Source organism: Paenibacillus sp. FSL F4-0125 (assembly GCF_038008565.1).
GTDB lineage: Bacteria > Bacillota > Bacilli > Paenibacillales > Paenibacillaceae > Paenibacillus_AQ.
This window is the reverse complement of sequence record NZ_JBBOZJ010000001.1, coordinates 5,639,716-5,659,126: the sequence shown is the minus strand read 5'-3', so window position 1 is coordinate 5,659,126 and position 19,411 is coordinate 5,639,716. Positions and strand designations below refer to the sequence as shown.

Here is a 19,411-nt window from a genome sequence, read left to right as displayed (position 1 = left end):
GCCATGCTGCTTTACCGGCTTTCTTTACTTTAGAGCAGGTGTAGAGTTATAATTAGTACCAAGTACTAATATCAGATACTAAATGAAGAGGTGATTGGAATGACAGGTGCAAAAATTACAGCTATCGGAACTTATGTCCCGGCAAAAAGACTGACGAATGCTGATCTTGAGCAGATGGTGGATACTAATAATGAGTGGATTGTGGGACGGACTGGAATCCGTGAACGCAGAATTAGTCGGCAGGATGAATACACAAGCGATTTATGTGTATCGGCAGTACAGGATTTAATGAAACGTTATGGAAAAAACGTTGAGGATGTGGATATGGTCCTTGTAGCTACTAGTACACCTGATTTTTCCTTCCCCTCAGTAGCTTCTTTGATTCAAGACCGCTTAAATATTCCGCAGACTGCTGGAGCAATGGATTTGAGCGCAGCGTGTGCGGGTTTTGTATATGCACTTCATACGGCTCATAGCTATGTTGCTTCAGGGATGCACCGTAAGGTTCTAGTGATTGGTGCGGATACAATCTCCAAGATTACAGATTATACTGATCGCAGTACATGTATCCTTTTTGGTGATGGGGCTGGTGTAGTACTTGTGGAGAGTGATAAGCAATCAACGGGTTTTTTGGGCTTTCAGCTAGCCAGTGATGGCGGTGGTGCGCATCATGTGTATCGCACGGGTCTAGCCCATACGGTGAACCATATTGAACTGGTAGATACACAGATGCTGGTACAGAACGGACGCGAGGTATTTCGCTGGGCGGTCAGAACCGTTCCTCTCGGTGTACAGCAGTTGCTTGAAAAAGCAGAAGTAGCTCTGGAGCAAGTTGATTGGTTTATTCCGCACAGCGCCAATATGCGAATGATTGAGCCGATTTGCGAACGATTGAACTATCCGATGGAGCAGGTGCTGCACAGTCTTGTGAATTTTGGCAATACTTCTGCCGCAACGATTCCCTTAGCTCTTGATTTGGGTATACGTGAAGGTAAAGTAAAGAACGGGCAAAAGATTTTGATGTATGGCTTTGGTGCGGGGCTGACACAGGCCGGCCAACTGGTAGAACTAAACCTGGATGATCGGGTAGGGGAGCCGACTTTATTGTAAGTTGTTTAAGTAAATATAAATAAGATGAGATTTGTTAACGCTGCGACCGTTTCCCGGTGCTTTTCCGGGAGTAAACTGTACCCGTGAAGATAACATTACCGATTCTGAATGGAACCAATCCAGCGTTAGCCGGTATTTATCGTATTGAGGAAAATGGTAGCTTTACTTATCTAGGGGGGGGCGATGAATCCGTCCAAAACCAGTCTTATCGTAGATTTGAATCATTTTAGCCAATGCGTTGTTCTTTCGTTCCAAAGCAGCTATCGTGATGTACCTGAGATTCACTGGGCATACAAGACTATTCAAGAATTATCTGCTAAACAAATCGTAAAGGGACAATCTGAAGCTATGTTTAACCCATCGGGTTCCATTCCATCACAAGAGCAGAATATGCAGCTCTCCTCAGCAGAGCGCTTTTCTTAACTGCGAGTCGTCCGACTTCATTCAAAGATGTAATCGCTGGATCGTGGTATGAAGAGGCGTTCAATGCAACCTTTGAAGTATGCATTATTCAAGGCGTACCTGAGCGTTTTGACCCGAATCAACAGATTACCCGCGAGGAAATGGCTACTATGCTGGTAAGAGCCTATGCATATCGTACGGGCATTAAGCCGTAAGCAAGCAAATTCTATGCGACTAATGACAGCTCAAGGGCTTTCCGCATGAAAAATCCCCTCAAGTTAGACAATGCCTTAGACTTCTTATCGAGGTCAAAGGTACTGTGAACTTTGAGGGGATTTATTCGTGTTATATCCTAAGATTTCAATTGACTTCCGCAGGACTCGCGCACAACAAGTACTGGCTCCACAACAAATGAACCGCCACCTGACTGATTGTTAATCAAGTCATAGAGCATATGGGCAGCGAGGATACCAAGTCGTTGTTTGTTCTGACGGATGGTAGACAGTCTTGGTGTAGTATAATTGCAGGCTTCGATGTCATCACAGCCGATGATGGCGATGTCCTCAGGGACACGGAGGTCATGTTCTTTTAATGCACGGATGGCTCCTAAAGCCAGCAAATCAGAGGCAGCAAAAATGGCCTTTGGTAAACTGCCACTTTGTATTAATTGTTGCATAGCATCATAACCGCTGGGCTCAAAGAAATCGTCGCCATGTACAAACCAACGCCGGTTCAAGGGGAGACCGAAACTTTCGATAGCTTTGGTATATCCTGCTTCCCGTAGATTGGAAATTTCTGAATCCGCGGCACTTCCTATAAAACCAAGCTCTCTATAACCCAGAAGGTAAAAATGCTCCACGACCTTAGAGGATATTTGGAAGTTATCTGACATAACAAAGCCTGATTTCTTCCCTTTTAGTTCGAGATCTACCCCGATACAAGGAATACTGCTCATATCCAGATCGTGGATCGTTGGTTCCATCTTCTGTCCGGATATAATGACACAGCCATCCACATTAAAATGAACAGCACGCGCGAAGTAATCTCCGCTGCTAATAAATTTTTCGTTCGAAAAGAAGATGAGGTCGTATCCTAGTACACCCATTTGTTTCTTGAAGGCATTTAATACCTCTACGAAAAAAGGATGCGTAAATTCTACATTAAGCTCACCAGCGAAAATCACACCGATCAGATTCGATTTCTTGGTTGCAAGCGTTTTGGCGGAGTTGGATGGTGAATATCCTGTTTGCTCGATGATCTCCAGGACTCTTTGTTTGGTCTTTTCCGAAACATCGCTGTAATTATTCATAATTTTCGAAACGGTCGAGACAGAAACGCCTGCCATTTCGGCAATCATTTTGATATTCATATGTAATATAAGCCACCCTCCGCTTAATAGTTGAAATATGGGGGAAAGACTGTAGTAGAGCGGTTATTTATGAGTTTTTTTGAATGGAGTGAAGAGTAAAACAGTTATTTTAAGTCTATTCTTATTGCCGAAACAAGTCAAACGGATATTTTAACACTAAGATATATTCCGAAAGAATAATGTAAAAAAATTCAAAATTATATCTTTACAAATATGGAAATCTAAGCAACAATAGCATTGTCGAAACCGATTTCGATTCTTCGCTTGAATTACGAATATTACGAAATTCGAGGAGTGATGTTTAGGATGAAGAGGAATTTCACAGCAGCAGTAGCTGCTATGCTCCTTGTCACCGGGCTGCTATCACCGGTTGGGAGCATGACTGCTTCAGCGGCAGAGGCATTAAAGGCAAACTCACCTGATTCAGCGGCAACGAAAGTGGGAAGTACAGCAATCGATGTGTTGAAAGCGTTTACGGATGTATCTCCAAGCCATTGGGCTGCAGGTCCATTACAGCGATGGAGCGAAAATGGGATTATAAGTGGATATGATGATGGGTCGTTTCGACCTGGCAAGGAAGTCACGAAGGCAGAATTCGCGGTTATTATGAATCGTATATTTAATTATCAAGAGCAAACGGATAAGCTCCCAGCGGATGTCTTGGCTACAGACTGGTATAAAAGTGATATTGCCAAAGGGATTGCTGCTGGATATTTAAGCAGTGATCAGAATAACAAGATCTATCCTTCACGTGCGCTTTCGCGCGCTGAAGCCGCGCTATCCTTAGAGAAAGTATTTCGTTTCAATACGGACAAAAGCAGTACAGCGGTATTCACTGATCTGAACGGAGTGAGTGATGAAACTGCAAAAGCTATAGCAGCGCTATCTAGTGCCGGCTTTATTAAAGGTTATCCTGGAGGTTTGTTTAAGCCTGAGGGCGGAATTACACGTGCAGAGCTTGCTCAGCTTGCTGATCGAATGGTTTCGGGACTCATCTTAAAATCTGGAGAGACTTCGCTTGGAACAGTAAAGGGCAATGTAGTCATTAATCATGCCGATGTGATTCTTAAAGATACTGTCATTCAAGGCAATCTGTATTTAACCGAGGGGATTGCCGAAGGGAATGCGAAGCTTGAAGGTGTAAAGGTAACAGGAGCTACGTTTGTACGAGGTGGCGGCGAGCAGAGTATTGGTTTACACAATACTTCTCTTGGACCGCTCCAAGTAGCCAAGCCTAATGGCAAGGTGCGAATTTATGCCAGCGGGTCAACAACTGTGGGTACTGTGCAGCTGCAATCCGGAGCTATCTTGGAAGAGAGCAGCGATCTTACGGGGGCAGGCTATGGAGATATTGTAATAAACGCTGTCCCTCACAATATCGTACTTCGCGGGGGATTTGCAACGGTTCGCTCGGGAGACTCAGCAGTCAGCGGTTCTTTGCTAAGAATCTCAGGAACTGTTGCCAGTCTTACGGTGGGCAGTTCAACGCAATTGACTCTGGAGAACAATGCACAGGTGGCCGCGTTAATCCTGACTGCGAGTGCTGGAGGCACTGCGATTCAAGGCAGCGGAAGCGTAACCTCAATAGATAACAAGGCCGATGGAGTAACGATTGGCGGTTCGCCAGTGAAAAAAGGAAGCACTGGTAAAACAACGCTGCCAGCAGCAACTGCAAGCAGTTCTGGTAATGCAGGTTCAACACCAAACAACGATCCATGGACGCTGGTTTGGGGAGATGAATTTAATGAAGGGACCATTGATCCTACGAAATGGACCTATGACCTTGGAGACGGCTCACAGTTTAACAATCCAGGTTGGGGCAACAACGAGAAGCAATGGTATACAAGTGATGAGAAGAACGCAAAGGTACAGGATGGTAATCTAGTGATTACCGCGCGTAAAGAAGCAGTAAGTGGCAAGGAGTACACTTCTTCGCGACTTAAAACGAAAGGTCTGTTCAGCAAGAAATATGGTAAATTTGAGATTCGGGCAAAAGCACCTACCGGAAAAGGATACTGGCCGGCGATTTGGATGCTGCCGGAGAACGATGTGTATGGCACTTGGGCTTCTTCCGGTGAACTGGATATTATGGAAGGCTGGGGCAGTCGGCCGAACACGGTAGCGGGGACGATTCATTACGGTGGTATGGCACCGAACAATGTATACTCCGGCAAAGAGTATGTATTTCCGGGCAACGCTACGATTGAGCAGTTCCATACGTACTCTATTGAGTGGGAGCCGGGCGAAATTCGTTGGTATGTAGATGGTGAATTATATTCGACCAAAAATGACTGGTACAGCATCAGCAATGGGCAGCCTGCCAATAATGTGTATCCAGCACCTTTTAATCAGAAGTTCCACTTGCTGATGAATCTGGCTGTAGGCGGTAACTTTGATGGTGATCCAACTAGTGAAACTGTATTTCCAAAATCGATGGAGATTGATTACGTTAGAGTCTACGAGCTGACAGGTCGTGAGTACCGCGAGCCTATTCCAGTTACACTGGAGAAGGAAGCCTACCCGGGAGGCTCCAAGCTTGCACTTACAGACGGAAACCTAGTTTATAACAACAATTATTCGGAGCAGGTGCCGGGGGATGACGGAATGGGGATTCCGAATACCGCACATTGGGCACTTTATAAAGAAGAAGGGGCTGAAGCTACGGTTTCTACCGTTCCTATTGGGGAGAACAATTATGTGAAGGTGGATATCAGTAGTGGTGGAGGCAATTTTTATTCGATTCAACCCCAGGCTATCGTATCTATAGCTAAAGGCAGGTTCTATAAGCTCAGTTTCGATGCCAAAACCGATATGTCCCGCAGTATGAACGTTCGGTTAACAGGCGGAGAATCTCGCGGATTCTCAGCTTATTCTCCATCGCTTAAGGTAGATCTAACTTCAGCGATGACGCATTATGAGACGATGTTTCAGATGAAGGAGAACTCTGATATTGCAGCACGGGTCGAGTTCAATGTAGGTACCAATACTTCACCGGTATGGTTTGGTAATGTCAGATTGGAAGAGATTGAGAATATCCAATTCCCACATGATAGTGTGAAGGAACCACTCGGGAGCGGTAATCATCTGTACAATGGTACTTTCGATATTGGCGAACCAAATCGAATGAGCTATTGGCATACAGAAGCAGCGGGTGGTGCAACGGTCGCATCAAGCGTTAATGATGCTGGCCAGTTAAAGCTGCAGATTGGCGGTAGCGAGAGTGGCGAAGTTCGACTGCTTCAGAAGGGAATTCAGCTCGTTCAAGGTCAGGATTATGAGGTTACCTTCAATGCTTCTGTATCTTCTACACGCACAGCAACGATTCAATTTCTGGCAAAGGACGGCAGTATACAGGCAGAGCAATCGGTTAACCTGAGCGAAGGTGAGCAAAAAATTAAAGCTACCTTTATCAACCTTGCAGGTGCAACGGATCATGAAGGACAATTCGTATTACGGTTCAACGGAGCTGAGGATATAGTCATTCTAGATAACTTCGAGATGATGCGCACTAGCTTTTATTTTGATCCATCGCTAATATACTACCCACTCCTGAATGGTGAATTCAACTTTGGATTTAGTGCCTGGGATCGCCTATTGACAGAGCAAGGCGGCCAGAGCAGTGCCACGGTTGCAGATGGAGCAGCGAAATTTAGCATTACGAATACCGGCAGTCAGGCTTATTCTGTGATGCTGTTTCAAAATAACTTAAAAGCCGCTAGTGGAATGGAATATGTGGTTGAATTTGACGCCAGTTCAACCATATCACGCAAAATCGGAGTGAACGTAGAAAATGGTACGTATCAGGCCTCCTTTAGCGATATTGTAGAGGTAACACCGGAGACGAATCATTACACATTCGAATTCCGTCAAGGCAGCAAGGACACATTGTCCCTTAAATTCCTGCTTGGGAAGGTTGATGGGATTAGTATTCCGCAAAGCCATGATATTATCATTGATAATGTTAAATTTGAGATCAAGAATGCTCCCGCAAAACCGCAGGAATTACTAAGCGACAGCAGCAATAACAGAGTTTCGCAGCCGATTGAGCTTACTTTTATAGACAATGCAACTTGGCGGAATCAAATTATGGCAGTAAAGGTTAACAGTACAAAACTTAATGCAGAGCAGTACACTATTGAACCAGGTAAAATCACGATCGATGCAGCAGCATTTCCAGTCGAGGGAAGCTATACCATAACTGTGGAGGCTGAACGTTATGTAATTGCAACTGTCATGCAGATCATTTTAGCTAACGATAACAATCTAGTCATAAATGGCTCGTTCGGCAGTGGGAAGACGGGTTGGTCTACATGGTCTGGAGAAGGCGGTGTTTCTGCGTTTGATGTGAAGGATGGCGTGGCAGAAATCTTGATTACGTCGGCAGGATGGGAGGCGTGGCATACACAATTTTACCAAGAGGCTATCCCACTGGAAGGCGGAAAAACGTATGAGGTGAGCTTTAAGGCGAAATCAACGGTTCCGCGGCAGATCATCCTAGAATACTCCAAAACTTCTGCAGCTTCCGTTCAGGCTAAGTTTGATATTACTGCCGATTGGGCCACTTATACAGCACAATTCACGGTATCGAACAGCAATCCGTTGCAGCTGAATTATCTGATCGGCAAAACGCTGGGCGCTGATCCTGCGGCTAACACTACGCCCCACACGATTTCTTTTGACGATATAGTGGTACGGGAGGTACAAGGTGGTCCGCCGGTGACGCCGCCAAGCGGCAAGCTGGACAATGGAAACTTTGATGTGGATTCCAAAGGGTGGAGCCAGTATTTTGATGGAACTGGATCTGCTGCTGTAAAAGAAGGGGAATTTGCAATAGACCTGACAGGCACAGGGCAAGCTGCCTATAGCGCACAAGTGGATTACGAAAATCTGAAACTTGTTCAGGGAAAGACGTACACCTTGAAGTTTAAGGCCCGTTCTAGTGTAAACCGCAATATTCAGGTAGCTGTGGAGCATAAAGGCGGGGATTACACTAAATATATGGAAGCGGAGCTTATAGCTCTGACTCAGAACATGAAAGAATTCAGCTATACATTTACCATGAACGGTGCGACAGACGCAGGGGCTCATCTGGTATTTTTACTTGGGCTTATTGACGGGAACAGTACGGAGACGAATAGTGAAATTAGTGCGGGCAGCACGATTTATTTGGATGATGTAAGCTTAATCGAAGGTTAAACGAAAAAAAACGGCAGTGTTTTCCTTTTTACAGGAGCACTGTCGTTTTTTTGCATGGAATTAAGATTCTTCTTTAGGGATAAATTCGAAGATCTTACCATTCTCAAAGGATTCAATTAATTTTAGCAACCAGCGGTAGTAATTAATGGATTCGGTAATCTTCTCTTCATCTGTATTTAAGAGCTGCATAAGTTTACTATCGTCACTATATTCTTTTTTCATATCGCTAATTTCTGCAAGTGATTTCGCTAGTGAGATCATATTTCCTTCAACGGCTTTTCTCCATTTAATAGAGAAGTAATCACTGAAGTTCTGATGCCAGTCAGGCACAGTGGTAAACAGGTCTTTGCGAGTCCCTCTCCCCCAAACTTTGTCGATCATTTTCAGATCTAGGAGGGTACGGACTCCCGTACTCATGGACGTCTTACTCATTCCCATTGTTTTGCTTAGTTCATCTAGTGTCACTGGACCTTGATTAAAATACATATAACCGTATAAATGCCCAATAGATAAAGTTATGCCGTATAGGTCCATATTTTTACCGATAGAGTCTATCACACGTTCACGTGTCTTACTAATCTTCTCTATTTGTTCGGGTGTTAACCCTTCTAAATCGTTCATGATGTCCCTCCTGAGGAATAGGTCGATAGACTGCTGCAACCTTATACAATGTATTGTAATCAAATCCCCCTCCATAAGTAAAGAAATCATGAAGAAAGGAATATGGTGTAAAACAGAGTATGCTATACGTAAAGTACGTAAAGTTAAAACTGTACACTAAATTTTATCCGAATATGGTGTTTGCATGAATTTTCAATAGTCCGGTACACTACTATAAGTGAACTAAACCCGGATATATCTTCGGGAGAAGGAGGACAGCATGGCTATTATAGAGGTGAAAAAGCTAACCAAAGTATTCGGTCATGATGCGGGACGGGCGATTCCATTATTAGAGCAAGGGTGGTCGAAGGAAAAGATCGCTCAGGAATTGAAGTTGACGGTCGGAGTCAACAAAGCCGAATTCAGCATTGAAGAGGGAGAAATATTCGTCATTATGGGATTGTCCGGCAGCGGTAAGTCAACGTTGGTTCGTTTGTTGAACCGTTTGATTGAGCCTACAGGGGGACAAGTTCTTTTTAAAGGAAAAGACGTCGTTAAAATGAACCCGGAGGAGCTGCGTCAATTTCGGCGCAAGAACATCGGCATGGTGTTTCAGAAGTTCGCATTGTTTCCACATCGGACGGTACTGGAGAATGCGGAATACGGACTTGAGGTTCAGGGCGTAGATAAAAAGAAGAGAACTGAACGGGCCATGGAGGCATTGCATTTAGTTGGTCTGAAGGGCTGGGAGAATCATCGCCCGGATCAACTTAGCGGAGGAATGCAGCAGCGTGTGGGACTAGCTAGAGGACTGGCTAATGATCCTGATATCCTGCTCATGGATGAAGCCTTTAGTGCACTGGATCCGCTTATTCGAAAAGACATGCAGCAGGAGCTGCTGGAATTGCAGTCCAGAGTGAAGAAGACGATTGTGTTCATCACTCATGATCTAGACGAAGCTTTGCGGATTGGTGATCGGATTGCACTGATGAAGGACGGAGTTATCGTTCAGATAGGTACACCGGAAGAGATTCTCATCCAACCTGCCAATAAATATGTAGAGCGTTTCGTGGAAGATGTGGACTTGTCCAAGGTGTTGACTGCAGCGCATGTGATGCGGCAACCGGAAACGGTTAGACCTGAGCGCGGACCTCGTGTAGCACTTCAATTGATGCGAGACAGCGGCATATTCAGCCTGTATGTGGTAGACAAAGAAAATAAGCTCCTGGGAGTTATTACAGCTGAGGATGCGGCACAGGCACTAAAAGATAATAAGTCCATCTTAGAGGTTACGCGGCGGGAGATTCCTCGTGTACATCCAGAAACGCTGCTTAATGATTTCTTTGAGCTAATATCTGAGACACATTTGCCTGTAGCTGTCGTAGATGAAGCGGATAGATTAAAAGGCATTGTGATTAAGGGAGCCGTTCTTTCCGCACTCGCGGGTAACGCGGTACCGGAAGGAGAAGGATCATAATGGACATTCCAAAACTGCCTTTAGGAAAGGCACTCGAGTGGTTGGAAAACTGGCTAACGACGTATTGCGGTCCATTGTTCGATTTTATCGCTACGATTATCGGCGGGATGGTTTCTGCGATTGAAGGTGCGCTCACGTTCCTGCCTGCATTAGTGCTTATCGTACTTATTGCAGCGTTGTCTTATTGGATTGGGAAATGGCGCATGGCTTTATTTGCGGTAATTGGACTGCTCTTAATCGATAATCTCGGATTATGGGGACCTTCGATGCAGTCTTTAGCCCTTGTTCTAACCGCCTCGATATTGGCTGTGTTGATCGGCGTACCGATTGGTATTTTATGTGCGCAGCGGAATGCAGTTAGAAACACAGTTACGCCAATTTTGGACTTTATGCAGACGATGCCGGCGTTTGTGTATTTATTACCAGCGGTATCTTTTTTCTCGCTTGGCGTAGTTCCAGGTGTAATTGCATCGATCATCTTTGCGATCCCACCGACAATTCGATTGACCAATCTTGGTATTCGTCAAGTTTCAGAGGAGCTAGTAGAAGCAGCTGATGCTTTCGGTTCAACACCTACTCAGAAACTGGTTAAATTGCAGCTGCCGATCGCGCTGCCAACGATTATGGCGGGTGTCAATCAGACGATTATGTTGTCACTCTCGATGGTTGTCATCTCATCTATGATTGGTGCGCAAGGTGTAGGTGCTTATGTATACCGTGCGGTATCGCAGGCTAAGACAGGAGATGGGTTCGAGGCGGGGATTGCTATCGTTATTATAGCTATTCTACTCGACCGCTTAACGCAAAACGCACTAAAACCAAAACAGAGATAGGGGTTTTGAATAAATATGAAGAAAAAAAATATAGGTATATTCCTGTTAGGGGTCATGATGATCACTGTTATTGCTGGATGTTCATCCACTAGTAAAGAGAAGGTGAAACTGGCTTATGTGGCATGGGATTCAGAAATCGCAAGTACTTATGTAGTGAAAGAAGTACTTGAAACTAAGCTTGGAGCTACTGTTGAAATGTTGCAGGTGGATGCTGGTCCAATGTGGGCAGGGGTTGCTGACGGTAGTGCGGATGCGATGGTTGCTGCTTGGCTACCAAGCACACATGCAGCATATTTAGAGAAGTATGGTTCGAAAATCGAAGATTTAGGTGCTAATTTGAACGGCACTAAAGTGGGTTTGGCTGTTCCGGCGTACATGGATATCAATTCTATTGAAGACTTGAAGAACAGTGAGCTGGCAGGTAAACTGAACAATCGAATTATTGGGATTGAGCCGGGTGCGGGTATTATGACGACAACTGAAAAGGCCATAGCGGAATATGGTCTTAGTGATTACACGCTCCTAGAAAGTTCATCTGCAGCGATGGCTCAGGAGCTACAAAAAGCCTATGACAATAACGAGCCTATTGTTGTAACGGGTTGGACACCACACTGGATGTTCGCCAATATGGATCTGAAATATCTGGAAGATCCAAAAGGCGTATATGGTGCGGACGAGCAAATTCATACGATGGTTCGCCAAGGTTTGAAAGATGACATGCCGAATGTCTATAAGTTCTTGGATCAATTCGAGTGGACTGCTGAAGATATGGCAAAAGTAATGGTTGAGGTTCAAGGCGGAAAGTCACCAGAGGAAGCTGCTAAGACTTGGGTGGAGAACAACCCAGATAAAGTGAATGCATGGATTCAAGGTGTGGAATTGTAAGTAGATAGAATTCTGTGGTATGATGTGAAGAATCAATGGATTACAAAAGTGTAACTTGTACGCTAACCACTGTTCTTTACAAATGCACTTTATAAGCACACTCATTCAATAAAACACCCCGGAAGGGGTGTTTTTCTTGAGAATATAAGGAAAGTAATATATATATTTTTCTTATATTTTAATGCTTACACTTATGCTTTAGCGAAGTAAATCAGGAGGCAGCTGCTGCAAGGAGTCAAGAGAGGAGACTGCTTCATGACAGAGACCATAAATACCTGGATAGATTGGCTGTTGCAAACACTTGGCCTTAGTGGACCCTCTATTTTATTTGTGACGATTCCGTTGGCGCTTTTGCAGAGTATATTAGGATTCTTTCCATTCGTAATTTTGATTGTCCTCCATGTGTCTGTCTTTAACGTTGTTGGGGGCATGCTAATCAGTTGGCTGGCTTGTAACCTGGGTGGCATACTGATGTACTTCCTTATTCGGCGTTACCTGTACAATTGGTTTGATCGAAAATGGAGATCTAAGCTGAAACGTTATGACAAATGGCAACGGTACTTGGATCGTTATGGAATCTGGACTTTGGTGCTTCTACGTACGATTCCCATTATTCCGAACAATGTGATCAATTTTATGTCGGCTGTTTCACCGATTAAAGCATCATCTTTTATTTGGGGAACAGTGCTTGGAAATCTGTCTTACATTTGGCTATTCGGTACGATTGGATCAAGCTTAATTGTCCCTAGGGAAGAATGGAACGGTTATCTTACTTGGTATGCCGTGTTTATCGCTGTTCTAATCGGTATCTTTGTACGACGGCACTGGGATCATCTGCAGGAAGATAAGCGGAGTAGAATGCACTAATTTTATATGTTCAATTTATCTTCAAATGAATGAAGAACGTTTCTTTGGCATTGTCCGCCGGAGGGAACGTTCTTCTTTTTTGTCTTCTTTCCGAATACCTTAAACTAAGTGGAGGTGGCTTGACCTCTACGTAAGGTGGGAGGGACTATCGCAATGGGGAGATTAAGAAAATGGGGGAACCGAGGGCTAAGATTACCTGATCTAGGTCAGCTTCGGCTGCCAAAAATAAATGGGGGCGGGGCACCGAGGTTCTCTGGAAGAAGCTCCGCGTTCAAGTCAAAACCTAGTAGGGCAGCGGCAAGACCACAGAGTGCACGCTTTGAAGCTAAACGAAGTAGAAGTCATATGAGATCGTCCAGTAGGTCAGAGAGAAAGATGACCGTTTCTGGTGGAAACACGCGTAAGCCAAGAAGCCGGCGCAAATTTTGGTTGATTGCATCCTTGGTATTGATTGTGCTTGTGCTACAAGCACTGCGATACGTGGAACTGCACATGAAGCCACCTATCTTGCATTTAGCGCAAATTCGTGTGAAGCAAATCGCAACAGAGTCGATAAATAAAGCGATTACTTCACAAGTTGCGAACGGAGGGAATGCGGAGGAACTGATTGATTGGAAGACCGATAAGAACGGGAAAATATCAGGCTTTATGCTGAACTATGCGGAGCATATGCGGATTACTTCGCAAGCGGCAGAGGTAATCCAGACCACGTTGCAGGATTTGCATAATCAGACAGAATATATTCCGCTCGGTCAGGCACTAGGTAGTCCTCTCATCGCCTCTTATGGACCTGATATCCCGATCAAGATTGAACCGCAAGGTGCTGTGAAGGTTGAACTCAGCACTCGCCAGCAAAATGCCGGAATCAATATGATTTTAGTCGAGGTCTATATCCATATTGTTACGGAGGTCGCGGTGGTTATTCCTTTTGATATGGAACCCCAAGTGGTGGATACGGAAATTCCTGTGTCTTATCTGATGGTCGTCGGAGACGTGCCAATGTATTACTACGATAATCAGGGTCAGCCAGTCGGAGCTAATGGCAGCAGTGCCCCGGGAATTGCTATTCCCGCACCCTCTGTAAGCGGAGATAAAAATGGAGTATCAGATCAGAGCACGGATGCCACTGGGAATAGTAAAGAGAATAGCAATCCATCGCCAGCCTCATCCAATTCCTCGAATACGGGTGGAACTCATACAGAAGAAGGCGACAAAGGTGTAAATGCAGGAAATTAAGGGATATCGTGCTTCACGGCTCATAGACTATAGGTAGAGCAGCTTTAAATAAATGGAGTGTGAGTCGTGATGCCACATGAATCGCTGAATGTAGAACGCTTAGCGGGGAGATATGGTTTCCTTGAACGTGCCGGACTTCTCCCCTTGCCTAGTCATGACGGGATTTCTATTGTAGTTGAGCTTAGCCGTATGGAATGTGCCACGGTCTGTTTACCCTTGCTGCTGCTTCACTCAGGAGCCGATGTGCGTATTATTGCTGTTTCAATGACCCCCGATTTCCCCATGGAGGTATTAGCAGGACAGTTCTCACCGGAGGAGCCAGTGATCTTCCTACCCTATGAGAAGGAAGAGTATATGCCTAACCTAGCTCTGGCCCATATCGAGACCGATTTTGCTGTTCTGGTTGAAGATTCGATGATGGTATCTCCGGGCTGGTTAAGCGAGTTAATGTGGACTCACTTTGATGATGCTTCTGTTAGAGTCATTGCCCCGCGTTCTTCTACCGAGAGGGGGGAAGGGAAGAAACGGCTTCACTTTGGTACTCATCATGAATTAGCTGAGCATGTAAGCTACAGCCTTGGGCGGTATCAAGGCGAATGGCGCGAGGTGGAAGTGCTAACCGGATCTTGTCTTCTATTCACTAAGGAATTGATTCAGCGAATTGGCGGCTTTGACACTTTGCTTCAAGCGCGGCATCTCATGATAGCTGACTGGTGTCTTAGAGCGCGGCAGATTGGAGCGAAACTGGCACTGAGTGAAGCTGTGTATGTTCATGCTATTCAGTCACTGGATAGATACCTGAGAAATAAGGACGAATCTAAACAGACGGATGGCTGGCAGACATACTACAAGAAATGGGCACTTGAAAGCGGGAGAGAGAACGAAGGACATTTAGTACCGCCTGCTGAATCCTTAAAATTTCCTCAGCCGGTTATACCATTGGGCAGGCTACCCTTAGGTTCTCCTTTGGTAACGGCCATAGTGTATGGTGATGAAGCTTGGGATTGTGATGAGCTGAAGGAGCAATGGATAGCTGCAAGGGAACAGCAGAGCTACAAGCATATTCGCTGGATTTGGATCAGAGACACTTTGTTGGATGCTGCTCCTGTGTTTCCGGCTAGTGAACTTGATGTAGTGATTACAGTTCGCGGTGAGGACGCATGGCTACGGGCATTAAAGAACGCATCTGCATTATATGAGAGTGAGATCATTCTGTATTTGTCCACTTCTATCCATTATGAGAAACGTTATATTGAGCGGGTGGTGAAGGCCATAACCCAAGGCTCCGCTGATCTGATCGTAAGTTTATCGGCTGAAATGGAGGAAGCTGGGGTTCATTTGCTTGCAGGGGGAGATTCGGCGCTCACTCTACCACTTGAACGTGTTGCTTACAAAGGAGGGATTGTGCCTGGGATGATTAGCAATAGGAAGTTTACTTCCCGTCAATTGCTGCTTCACCCTAATGCCTCTCTGGTAATAGGCTATATTGGAGATTTGTCCGATTCCAAGGAGGCACACCCATGAAATATCTAATTCTAAGCGGAGGTTCTTGGGAGGACTACGAATATAAAAGATTGCTAGAGCTTCTTCCCGACCGGGAAGAGGTCTGCTTTGTTGGACGGATGGATCTTGAACAGCAGACTAACAGTCAGATCCGAGCAGTTGCAGCTATAAATATTTATTCTCTGAACATGAAGCAATACACGATTCTTGTCTCTTCTCCTTATTGGCTTTCAGAGGTTCTCTCCTTGCAGGCAGCCTATGTAGTGGCCCTGCTAGAACGTTGTCCGGAAGAAGAAAATAAGTGGTTATGGGATAAATACAGCGGTTTACTAGGCGCAAAGGCCGACCTTGCAGCCACCCGATCCGAGCGAATATATCTAGAGCAGAGCCTACGCAGGGAAGGTGTAATCTATCTCGGCGGGGATCAACAGGAATCCTACGGAGTTACCTTTCAGGGAGATCGGCTGTATTTTCTCACGGATTATGAGGTGCTGTGGAGGAAGGCCATAGTGAACTTGTGGCAGGATTCATCTATGTCATCTGCTGATTGGATTACTATGCAGCTTGAGTTGCGCGCGGACTATTACATTTCCATGTGCGCTAAGTTACCCAGTCAACCTGTTGTACATTACTTGGCAGCATCCTATCTCTACTTGTTGGGGGATGCCGCAGCTAACCGTTATCTGGTGCAGTCCTTTGAGCTCATGGTGTTATATGAATATTTAGATTGTCTTCATTCGCATTTCCGTTTTTTTTCGGCTATAGAGGGTAAGACGGGGGATTTGGAAACAGCTGTTCAACAGTACACGATTACTGCGTTTACTGCTGAGGAGAAGCTGGAGGCGGAAAGGCTGTTGGGTTGGCTTCACTCTGGGCAGTACGAACTTGTTCGAGCAGAGCTGTTCCGCTTAAATGAGGATGAGGCTGCGGCAATACGGATTTTAAGCTCGCTTCCTACCTCAGAGGCGAAGCTGTTATTGATTCGGAATTATATTCGGACCTTCCAATGGGAAAAAGCACTAGAGCTTCAGCAAGAATTAGAGGGAAGTGTTGATGGGGTTATAGAAGGCACAATACACTTTCTACATGGCAGAAGACATGAGGCTATACGTAGCTTCTTGAATGCGGCAGGGCAAGACAATCAGGCATGGCCGCTGTTATCAGAGATGGCGGATCTAGAAGAGGCTATAAGACGATTGAAAAGGAGAGTGGAGGGATGAGTCATAGATGGCCTCTCCGCAAAACAGCAGGTAACCGCTTGACGGCTATGATGCAGGTTCGAAATGAAGCAGGCAGATATCTGGAGCAGGTGCTTGAAGAACTAAGCGAGTTCGTGGATGATATTGTGATTGTAGATGATGGAAGTACAGATAATACAGCACAGCTTTGTCGTTCTTTTGCCAAGGTTACGAAGCTTGTGACACTGGAGACCTCCTTGTTTAATCGTGAGTGGCAGCTAAGGCAGACGTTATGGAACTTGGCAGTATCTACGAATCCGGATTGGCTACTGTCTGTGGACGCTGATGAATTCTATGAAGAGGCAGCCAAACGGGAGATGAGAAGGCTGATTGATCAGGATGTGTATGACTGGGTATCTTTCCGGCTATTTGATTTCTGGGGGGGCACCACCCATTATCGTGAAGATGAACATTGGAATATCCACACCAAGCATACTCGTACACTTGTCCGATATTTGCCGAATTTTCATTATTTTTTCCCGAAAATGGATCATCATGTGCCTAGGCTCCCGCTTTCCTACTCTGTATTGCCGGGCTTTCTTGCCGAATTGCGTGTGAAGCATTATGGGTGGGCAGTTTCGCCGGAAGAGCTTCATCGTAAATATTCGCGTTATCTGGGGCTTGATCCAGAAGGTCGTTGGGGGAGTCTGGAGCAATACCAGTCCATTTTAGACGAGCAGCCCCATTTGGTCGAATGGAAGGAAGAGCTCTGAAATCCGAATCTGCCAGTTGATTAAATCTGACTGGCAGATCTGACAAGCAGCCCCCATGGGATTTGACCTGTAGTTATTCCATGGGGATAAGCTTTTGCCGCGAGTATGAGCTTGTAGTAGGAGAGACCTACTGCAGCGGTAGTTCCCCCGATCCTGTGCAAAGCCATTTCATCTGCTAGGGCGATCTTTGGCGTTTCCCCACAGGAGCAAGCTATTGCCATATATAATAGCCATTCGGCGCAGTCCGTCGAGGTATTATATTTAGGGTTTTGACTAACGTAGATGGAGCACCACTGTTTCTTTACGGGGATAGGAGCTTCAAGCAATCCATAGTATAGGGGCTGCGGCAGCTTGCACCATTGAAAGGAAGAACTGCCTGATTGTCGATAAAGCGTTAATACACTATCCCAAGCACCGACCTGAAGCAGCAATTGTATAGCATAGCTCAGTTCGGGAAGAGAAGGCTTAATGCCAGAAAGACCTGTTAAAATATGATGAATCGATAACATCTCCGGCCTGTATGGCAATATGGAGATAAGCCACCGCATGGCTGATTCAGTATCTCCAGCACGGCAAGACAAGGCCCAGAGATAACCGAGTATAGATGAACGTTCGGATAAGTCAGATGGATCGTGAAGCAGCTGTTCCAGCGGTGCGAGTGTGTGATAGCCGTCTTGCTGTTGTGTACATACAAGGTAAGTTTGCACAATGGTTTGAACGGCAAGCGGCAGCTGTGAAGCAATAGAGAGCGTGTTCAACCACTCAAAGTCACGAGCATTGAGCGCTGCGGGCACAAGGTAACCTAAGGTAATCGGTGATAGGGCATGAATATGACAGCGGGTCAATGCGATCAAACTTAACCGCTCTCCAGAGAGCAGACTTAGCGGGACAAGCTGTTTCCACGCATCCGTATAATTTGGTTTGAATTGTATAGCGGCCTCGTAGTGTTTCCGCGCATTTAAATATAGAAATAACTTCTCGCACACTCTGCCTGCCAGTAGTTCTGTTCGATATGTTCCGCTTCCCGAAGAAGAAGGATATGGATGTGCTGTATCTCCGCTCTTCAGCGCTTGCTGCAGGAAGTGTCTAGCTTTGCCGAGCTGATTTTGTTCGAGTAACAAAGCGGCATAGCCTTCTAATAAATCAGTGAAGTCGGGAAACAATAAGCTCCCCGAATGAAAGATCTCTTCAGATTCCTGCTGCCTGTTACATCGTTGTAACGCATAGGCAGTCTTTAGATAAATATCGGAGGCATACCCGGATTGGGTCGGAACATCAGCAAGCAATGGGAGAAGTACATCTGCCGCTGCATGATATTGTTCCTGTTGATAATACTCTGCCCCTAGTGCATAACGAAGGATTAGATGGTTCGGTTGAAGCTGCAGACCACTGTTGATGAGAGCTAAATTACGCTGGTATTTTTTTTTGCGCTGTAATTCATCCTCTAAATAACCATAGTGATAAATATGCAATTCAGCAAAAGCAATCTCCCCCTCAGAAAGCTCCCAAATGCTGCTGGCCGTTTCCTCGTGAATGATTCCACGAAAAATGATTCTTTTATCGTTTCTGAACAAGCGACAGACATGATCGGTAACAAAATCCGCTTCAGGGGCATCACCGATATAGTGGATAATGGGCAGCCAATAACCGTGAATATGCGCTGCGTCCAGCAGGTACTGGAGCTGCTCTTTGTTCCAATGACCTACAGCCTCATCTGCATCAAGTACCAGAATCCAGGAGGAAGTTGCATGCTTCAGACTTAGATTTCGTGCTTTCGAAAAGTCATTCTCCCAAGGCATATCGATAAGCTTTGCACCAAACTTAAGCGCGATGTCTTTGCTGTTATCCTCAGACCCGGTATCCACGATGATAATTTCGGACACGATCCCTTGCACAGAGGACAGGCATTTCTCCAGATGGTTCGCCTCATTCTTAATGATCATACAAAGTGTGATATCGGGTGTGGTCATAGGAAACGTCCC

Annotated in this window: 15 protein-coding genes; 12 read left to right on the top strand and 3 right to left on the bottom strand. The window is 45.4% G+C overall.

What is annotated here, in order from left to right:
* Positions 1 to 99: 99 nt before the first annotated feature.
* From NST74_RS25095 to NST74_RS30045, 3 genes are all read left to right on the top strand, one after another.
* Positions 100 to 1,110, top strand: coding sequence for a ketoacyl-ACP synthase III (locus NST74_RS25095; RefSeq protein ID WP_341115044.1), 1,011 nt, complete (start codon positions 100 to 102; stop codon positions 1,108 to 1,110).
* Positions 1,111 to 1,293: 183 nt separating this feature from the next.
* Positions 1,294 to 1,533: an S-layer homology domain-containing protein gene (locus NST74_RS25090; RefSeq protein ID WP_341115043.1), complete on the top strand. Its 240-nt coding sequence runs from the start codon at positions 1,294 to 1,296 to the stop codon at positions 1,531 to 1,533.
* Positions 1,470 to 1,727, top strand: a complete 258-nt coding sequence (locus NST74_RS30045) for an S-layer homology domain-containing protein (RefSeq protein ID WP_445668213.1) — start codon at positions 1,470 to 1,472, stop codon at positions 1,725 to 1,727. The genes NST74_RS25090 and NST74_RS30045 overlap by 64 nt, the downstream gene beginning before the upstream one ends.
* A 137-nt stretch (positions 1,728 to 1,864) precedes the next feature.
* Here NST74_RS30045 and NST74_RS25085 read toward each other — a convergent pair whose 3' ends face one another.
* Positions 1,865 to 2,881: a LacI family DNA-binding transcriptional regulator gene (locus NST74_RS25085; RefSeq protein ID WP_341115041.1), complete on the bottom strand. Its 1,017-nt coding sequence runs from the start codon at positions 2,879 to 2,881 to the stop codon at positions 1,865 to 1,867.
* Positions 2,882 to 3,187: 306 nt separating this feature from the next.
* On the opposite strand from NST74_RS25085, the gene NST74_RS25080 reads away from it, so the two are divergent.
* Positions 3,188 to 8,077, top strand: coding sequence for a carbohydrate binding domain-containing protein (locus NST74_RS25080; RefSeq protein WP_341115040.1), 4,890 nt, complete (start codon positions 3,188 to 3,190; stop codon positions 8,075 to 8,077).
* 60 nt (positions 8,078 to 8,137) lie between these two features.
* On the opposite strand, the gene NST74_RS25075 is transcribed toward NST74_RS25080, so the two are convergent.
* The gene (locus NST74_RS25075) at positions 8,138 to 8,698 is read right to left on the bottom strand and encodes a GbsR/MarR family transcriptional regulator (protein ID WP_042130945.1); all 561 of its coding nucleotides are present in this window, start codon (positions 8,696 to 8,698) and stop codon (positions 8,138 to 8,140) included.
* A 259-nt stretch (positions 8,699 to 8,957) separates the two neighbouring features.
* Between NST74_RS25075 and NST74_RS25070 the strand changes: the two genes are divergently transcribed.
* The 8 genes from NST74_RS25070 to NST74_RS25035 all read left to right on the top strand — a co-directional run bounded on the left by NST74_RS25070 (position 8,958) and on the right by NST74_RS25035 (position 17,429).
* Positions 8,958 to 10,154 carry a quaternary amine ABC transporter ATP-binding protein gene (locus tag NST74_RS25070; RefSeq protein WP_042130944.1) on the top strand — a complete coding sequence of 399 codons (1,197 nt, stop codon included), beginning with the start codon at positions 8,958 to 8,960 and terminating at the stop codon, positions 10,152 to 10,154.
* Positions 10,154 to 10,987: an ABC transporter permease gene (locus NST74_RS25065; RefSeq protein ID WP_042130943.1), complete on the top strand. Its 834-nt coding sequence runs from the start codon at positions 10,154 to 10,156 to the stop codon at positions 10,985 to 10,987. Before NST74_RS25070 ends, NST74_RS25065 begins: the two co-directional genes overlap by 1 nt.
* A gap of 15 nt (positions 10,988 to 11,002) precedes the next feature.
* Positions 11,003 to 11,872 (top strand): glycine betaine ABC transporter substrate-binding protein, encoded by an 870-nt coding sequence (locus NST74_RS25060; protein WP_341115038.1) that lies wholly within the window; start codon positions 11,003 to 11,005, stop codon positions 11,870 to 11,872.
* A 255-nt stretch (positions 11,873 to 12,127) separates the two neighbouring features.
* Positions 12,128 to 12,739: a TVP38/TMEM64 family protein gene (locus NST74_RS25055; RefSeq protein ID WP_076121214.1), complete on the top strand. Its 612-nt coding sequence runs from the start codon at positions 12,128 to 12,130 to the stop codon at positions 12,737 to 12,739.
* Positions 12,740 to 12,892: 153 nt separating this feature from the next.
* Entirely contained in the window at positions 12,893 to 13,975 is a 1,083-nt protein-coding gene (gene yunB / locus NST74_RS25050) for a sporulation protein YunB (protein ID WP_445668155.1), read from the top strand.
* Between the two features lie 66 nt (positions 13,976 to 14,041).
* Positions 14,042 to 15,499, top strand: a complete 1,458-nt coding sequence (locus tag NST74_RS25045) for a hypothetical protein (RefSeq protein WP_341115037.1) — start codon at positions 14,042 to 14,044, stop codon at positions 15,497 to 15,499.
* Positions 15,496 to 16,698, top strand: a complete 1,203-nt coding sequence (locus NST74_RS25040) for a hypothetical protein (protein ID WP_341115036.1) — start codon at positions 15,496 to 15,498, stop codon at positions 16,696 to 16,698. Before NST74_RS25045 ends, NST74_RS25040 begins: the two co-directional genes overlap by 4 nt.
* The gene (locus tag NST74_RS25035; RefSeq protein ID WP_341115035.1) at positions 16,695 to 17,429 is read left to right on the top strand and encodes a glycosyltransferase; all 735 of its coding nucleotides are present in this window, start codon (positions 16,695 to 16,697) and stop codon (positions 17,427 to 17,429) included. Before NST74_RS25040 ends, NST74_RS25035 begins: the two co-directional genes overlap by 4 nt.
* Positions 17,430 to 17,449: 20 nt before the next feature.
* On the opposite strand, the gene NST74_RS25030 is transcribed toward NST74_RS25035, so the two are convergent.
* Entirely contained in the window at positions 17,450 to 19,399 is a 1,950-nt protein-coding gene (locus tag NST74_RS25030) for a glycosyltransferase (RefSeq protein ID WP_341115034.1), read from the bottom strand.
* Positions 19,400 to 19,411: the final 12 nt, after the last annotated feature.

Bases quoted from the DNA above. Each gene is read 5' to 3' on its own strand.
- NST74_RS25095 (WP_341115044.1), top strand. From the start codon at position 100: ATGACAGGTGCAAAAATTACAGCTATCGGAACTTATGTCCCGGCAAAA.
- NST74_RS25090 (WP_341115043.1), top strand. From the start codon at position 1,294: ATGAATCCGTCCAAAACCAGTCTTATCGTAGATTTGAATCATTTTAGC.
- NST74_RS25085 (WP_341115041.1), bottom strand. From the start codon at position 2,881: ATGAATATCAAAATGATTGCCGAAATGGCAGGCGTTTCTGTCTCGACC.
- NST74_RS25080 (WP_341115040.1), top strand. From the start codon at position 3,188: ATGAAGAGGAATTTCACAGCAGCAGTAGCTGCTATGCTCCTTGTCACC.
- NST74_RS25075 (WP_042130945.1), bottom strand. From the start codon at position 8,698: ATGAACGATTTAGAAGGGTTAACACCCGAACAAATAGAGAAGATTAGT.
- NST74_RS25070 (WP_042130944.1), top strand. From the start codon at position 8,958: ATGGCTATTATAGAGGTGAAAAAGCTAACCAAAGTATTCGGTCATGAT.
- NST74_RS25065 (WP_042130943.1), top strand. From the start codon at position 10,154: ATGGACATTCCAAAACTGCCTTTAGGAAAGGCACTCGAGTGGTTGGAA.
- NST74_RS25060 (WP_341115038.1), top strand. From the start codon at position 11,003: ATGAAGAAAAAAAATATAGGTATATTCCTGTTAGGGGTCATGATGATC.
- NST74_RS25055 (WP_076121214.1), top strand. From the start codon at position 12,128: ATGACAGAGACCATAAATACCTGGATAGATTGGCTGTTGCAAACACTT.
- yunB (WP_445668155.1), top strand. From the start codon at position 12,893: ATGGGGAGATTAAGAAAATGGGGGAACCGAGGGCTAAGATTACCTGAT.
- NST74_RS25040 (WP_341115036.1), top strand. From the start codon at position 15,496: ATGAAATATCTAATTCTAAGCGGAGGTTCTTGGGAGGACTACGAATAT.
- NST74_RS25035 (WP_341115035.1), top strand. From the start codon at position 16,695: ATGAGTCATAGATGGCCTCTCCGCAAAACAGCAGGTAACCGCTTGACG.
- NST74_RS25030 (WP_341115034.1), bottom strand. From the start codon at position 19,399: ATGACCACACCCGATATCACACTTTGTATGATCATTAAGAATGAGGCG.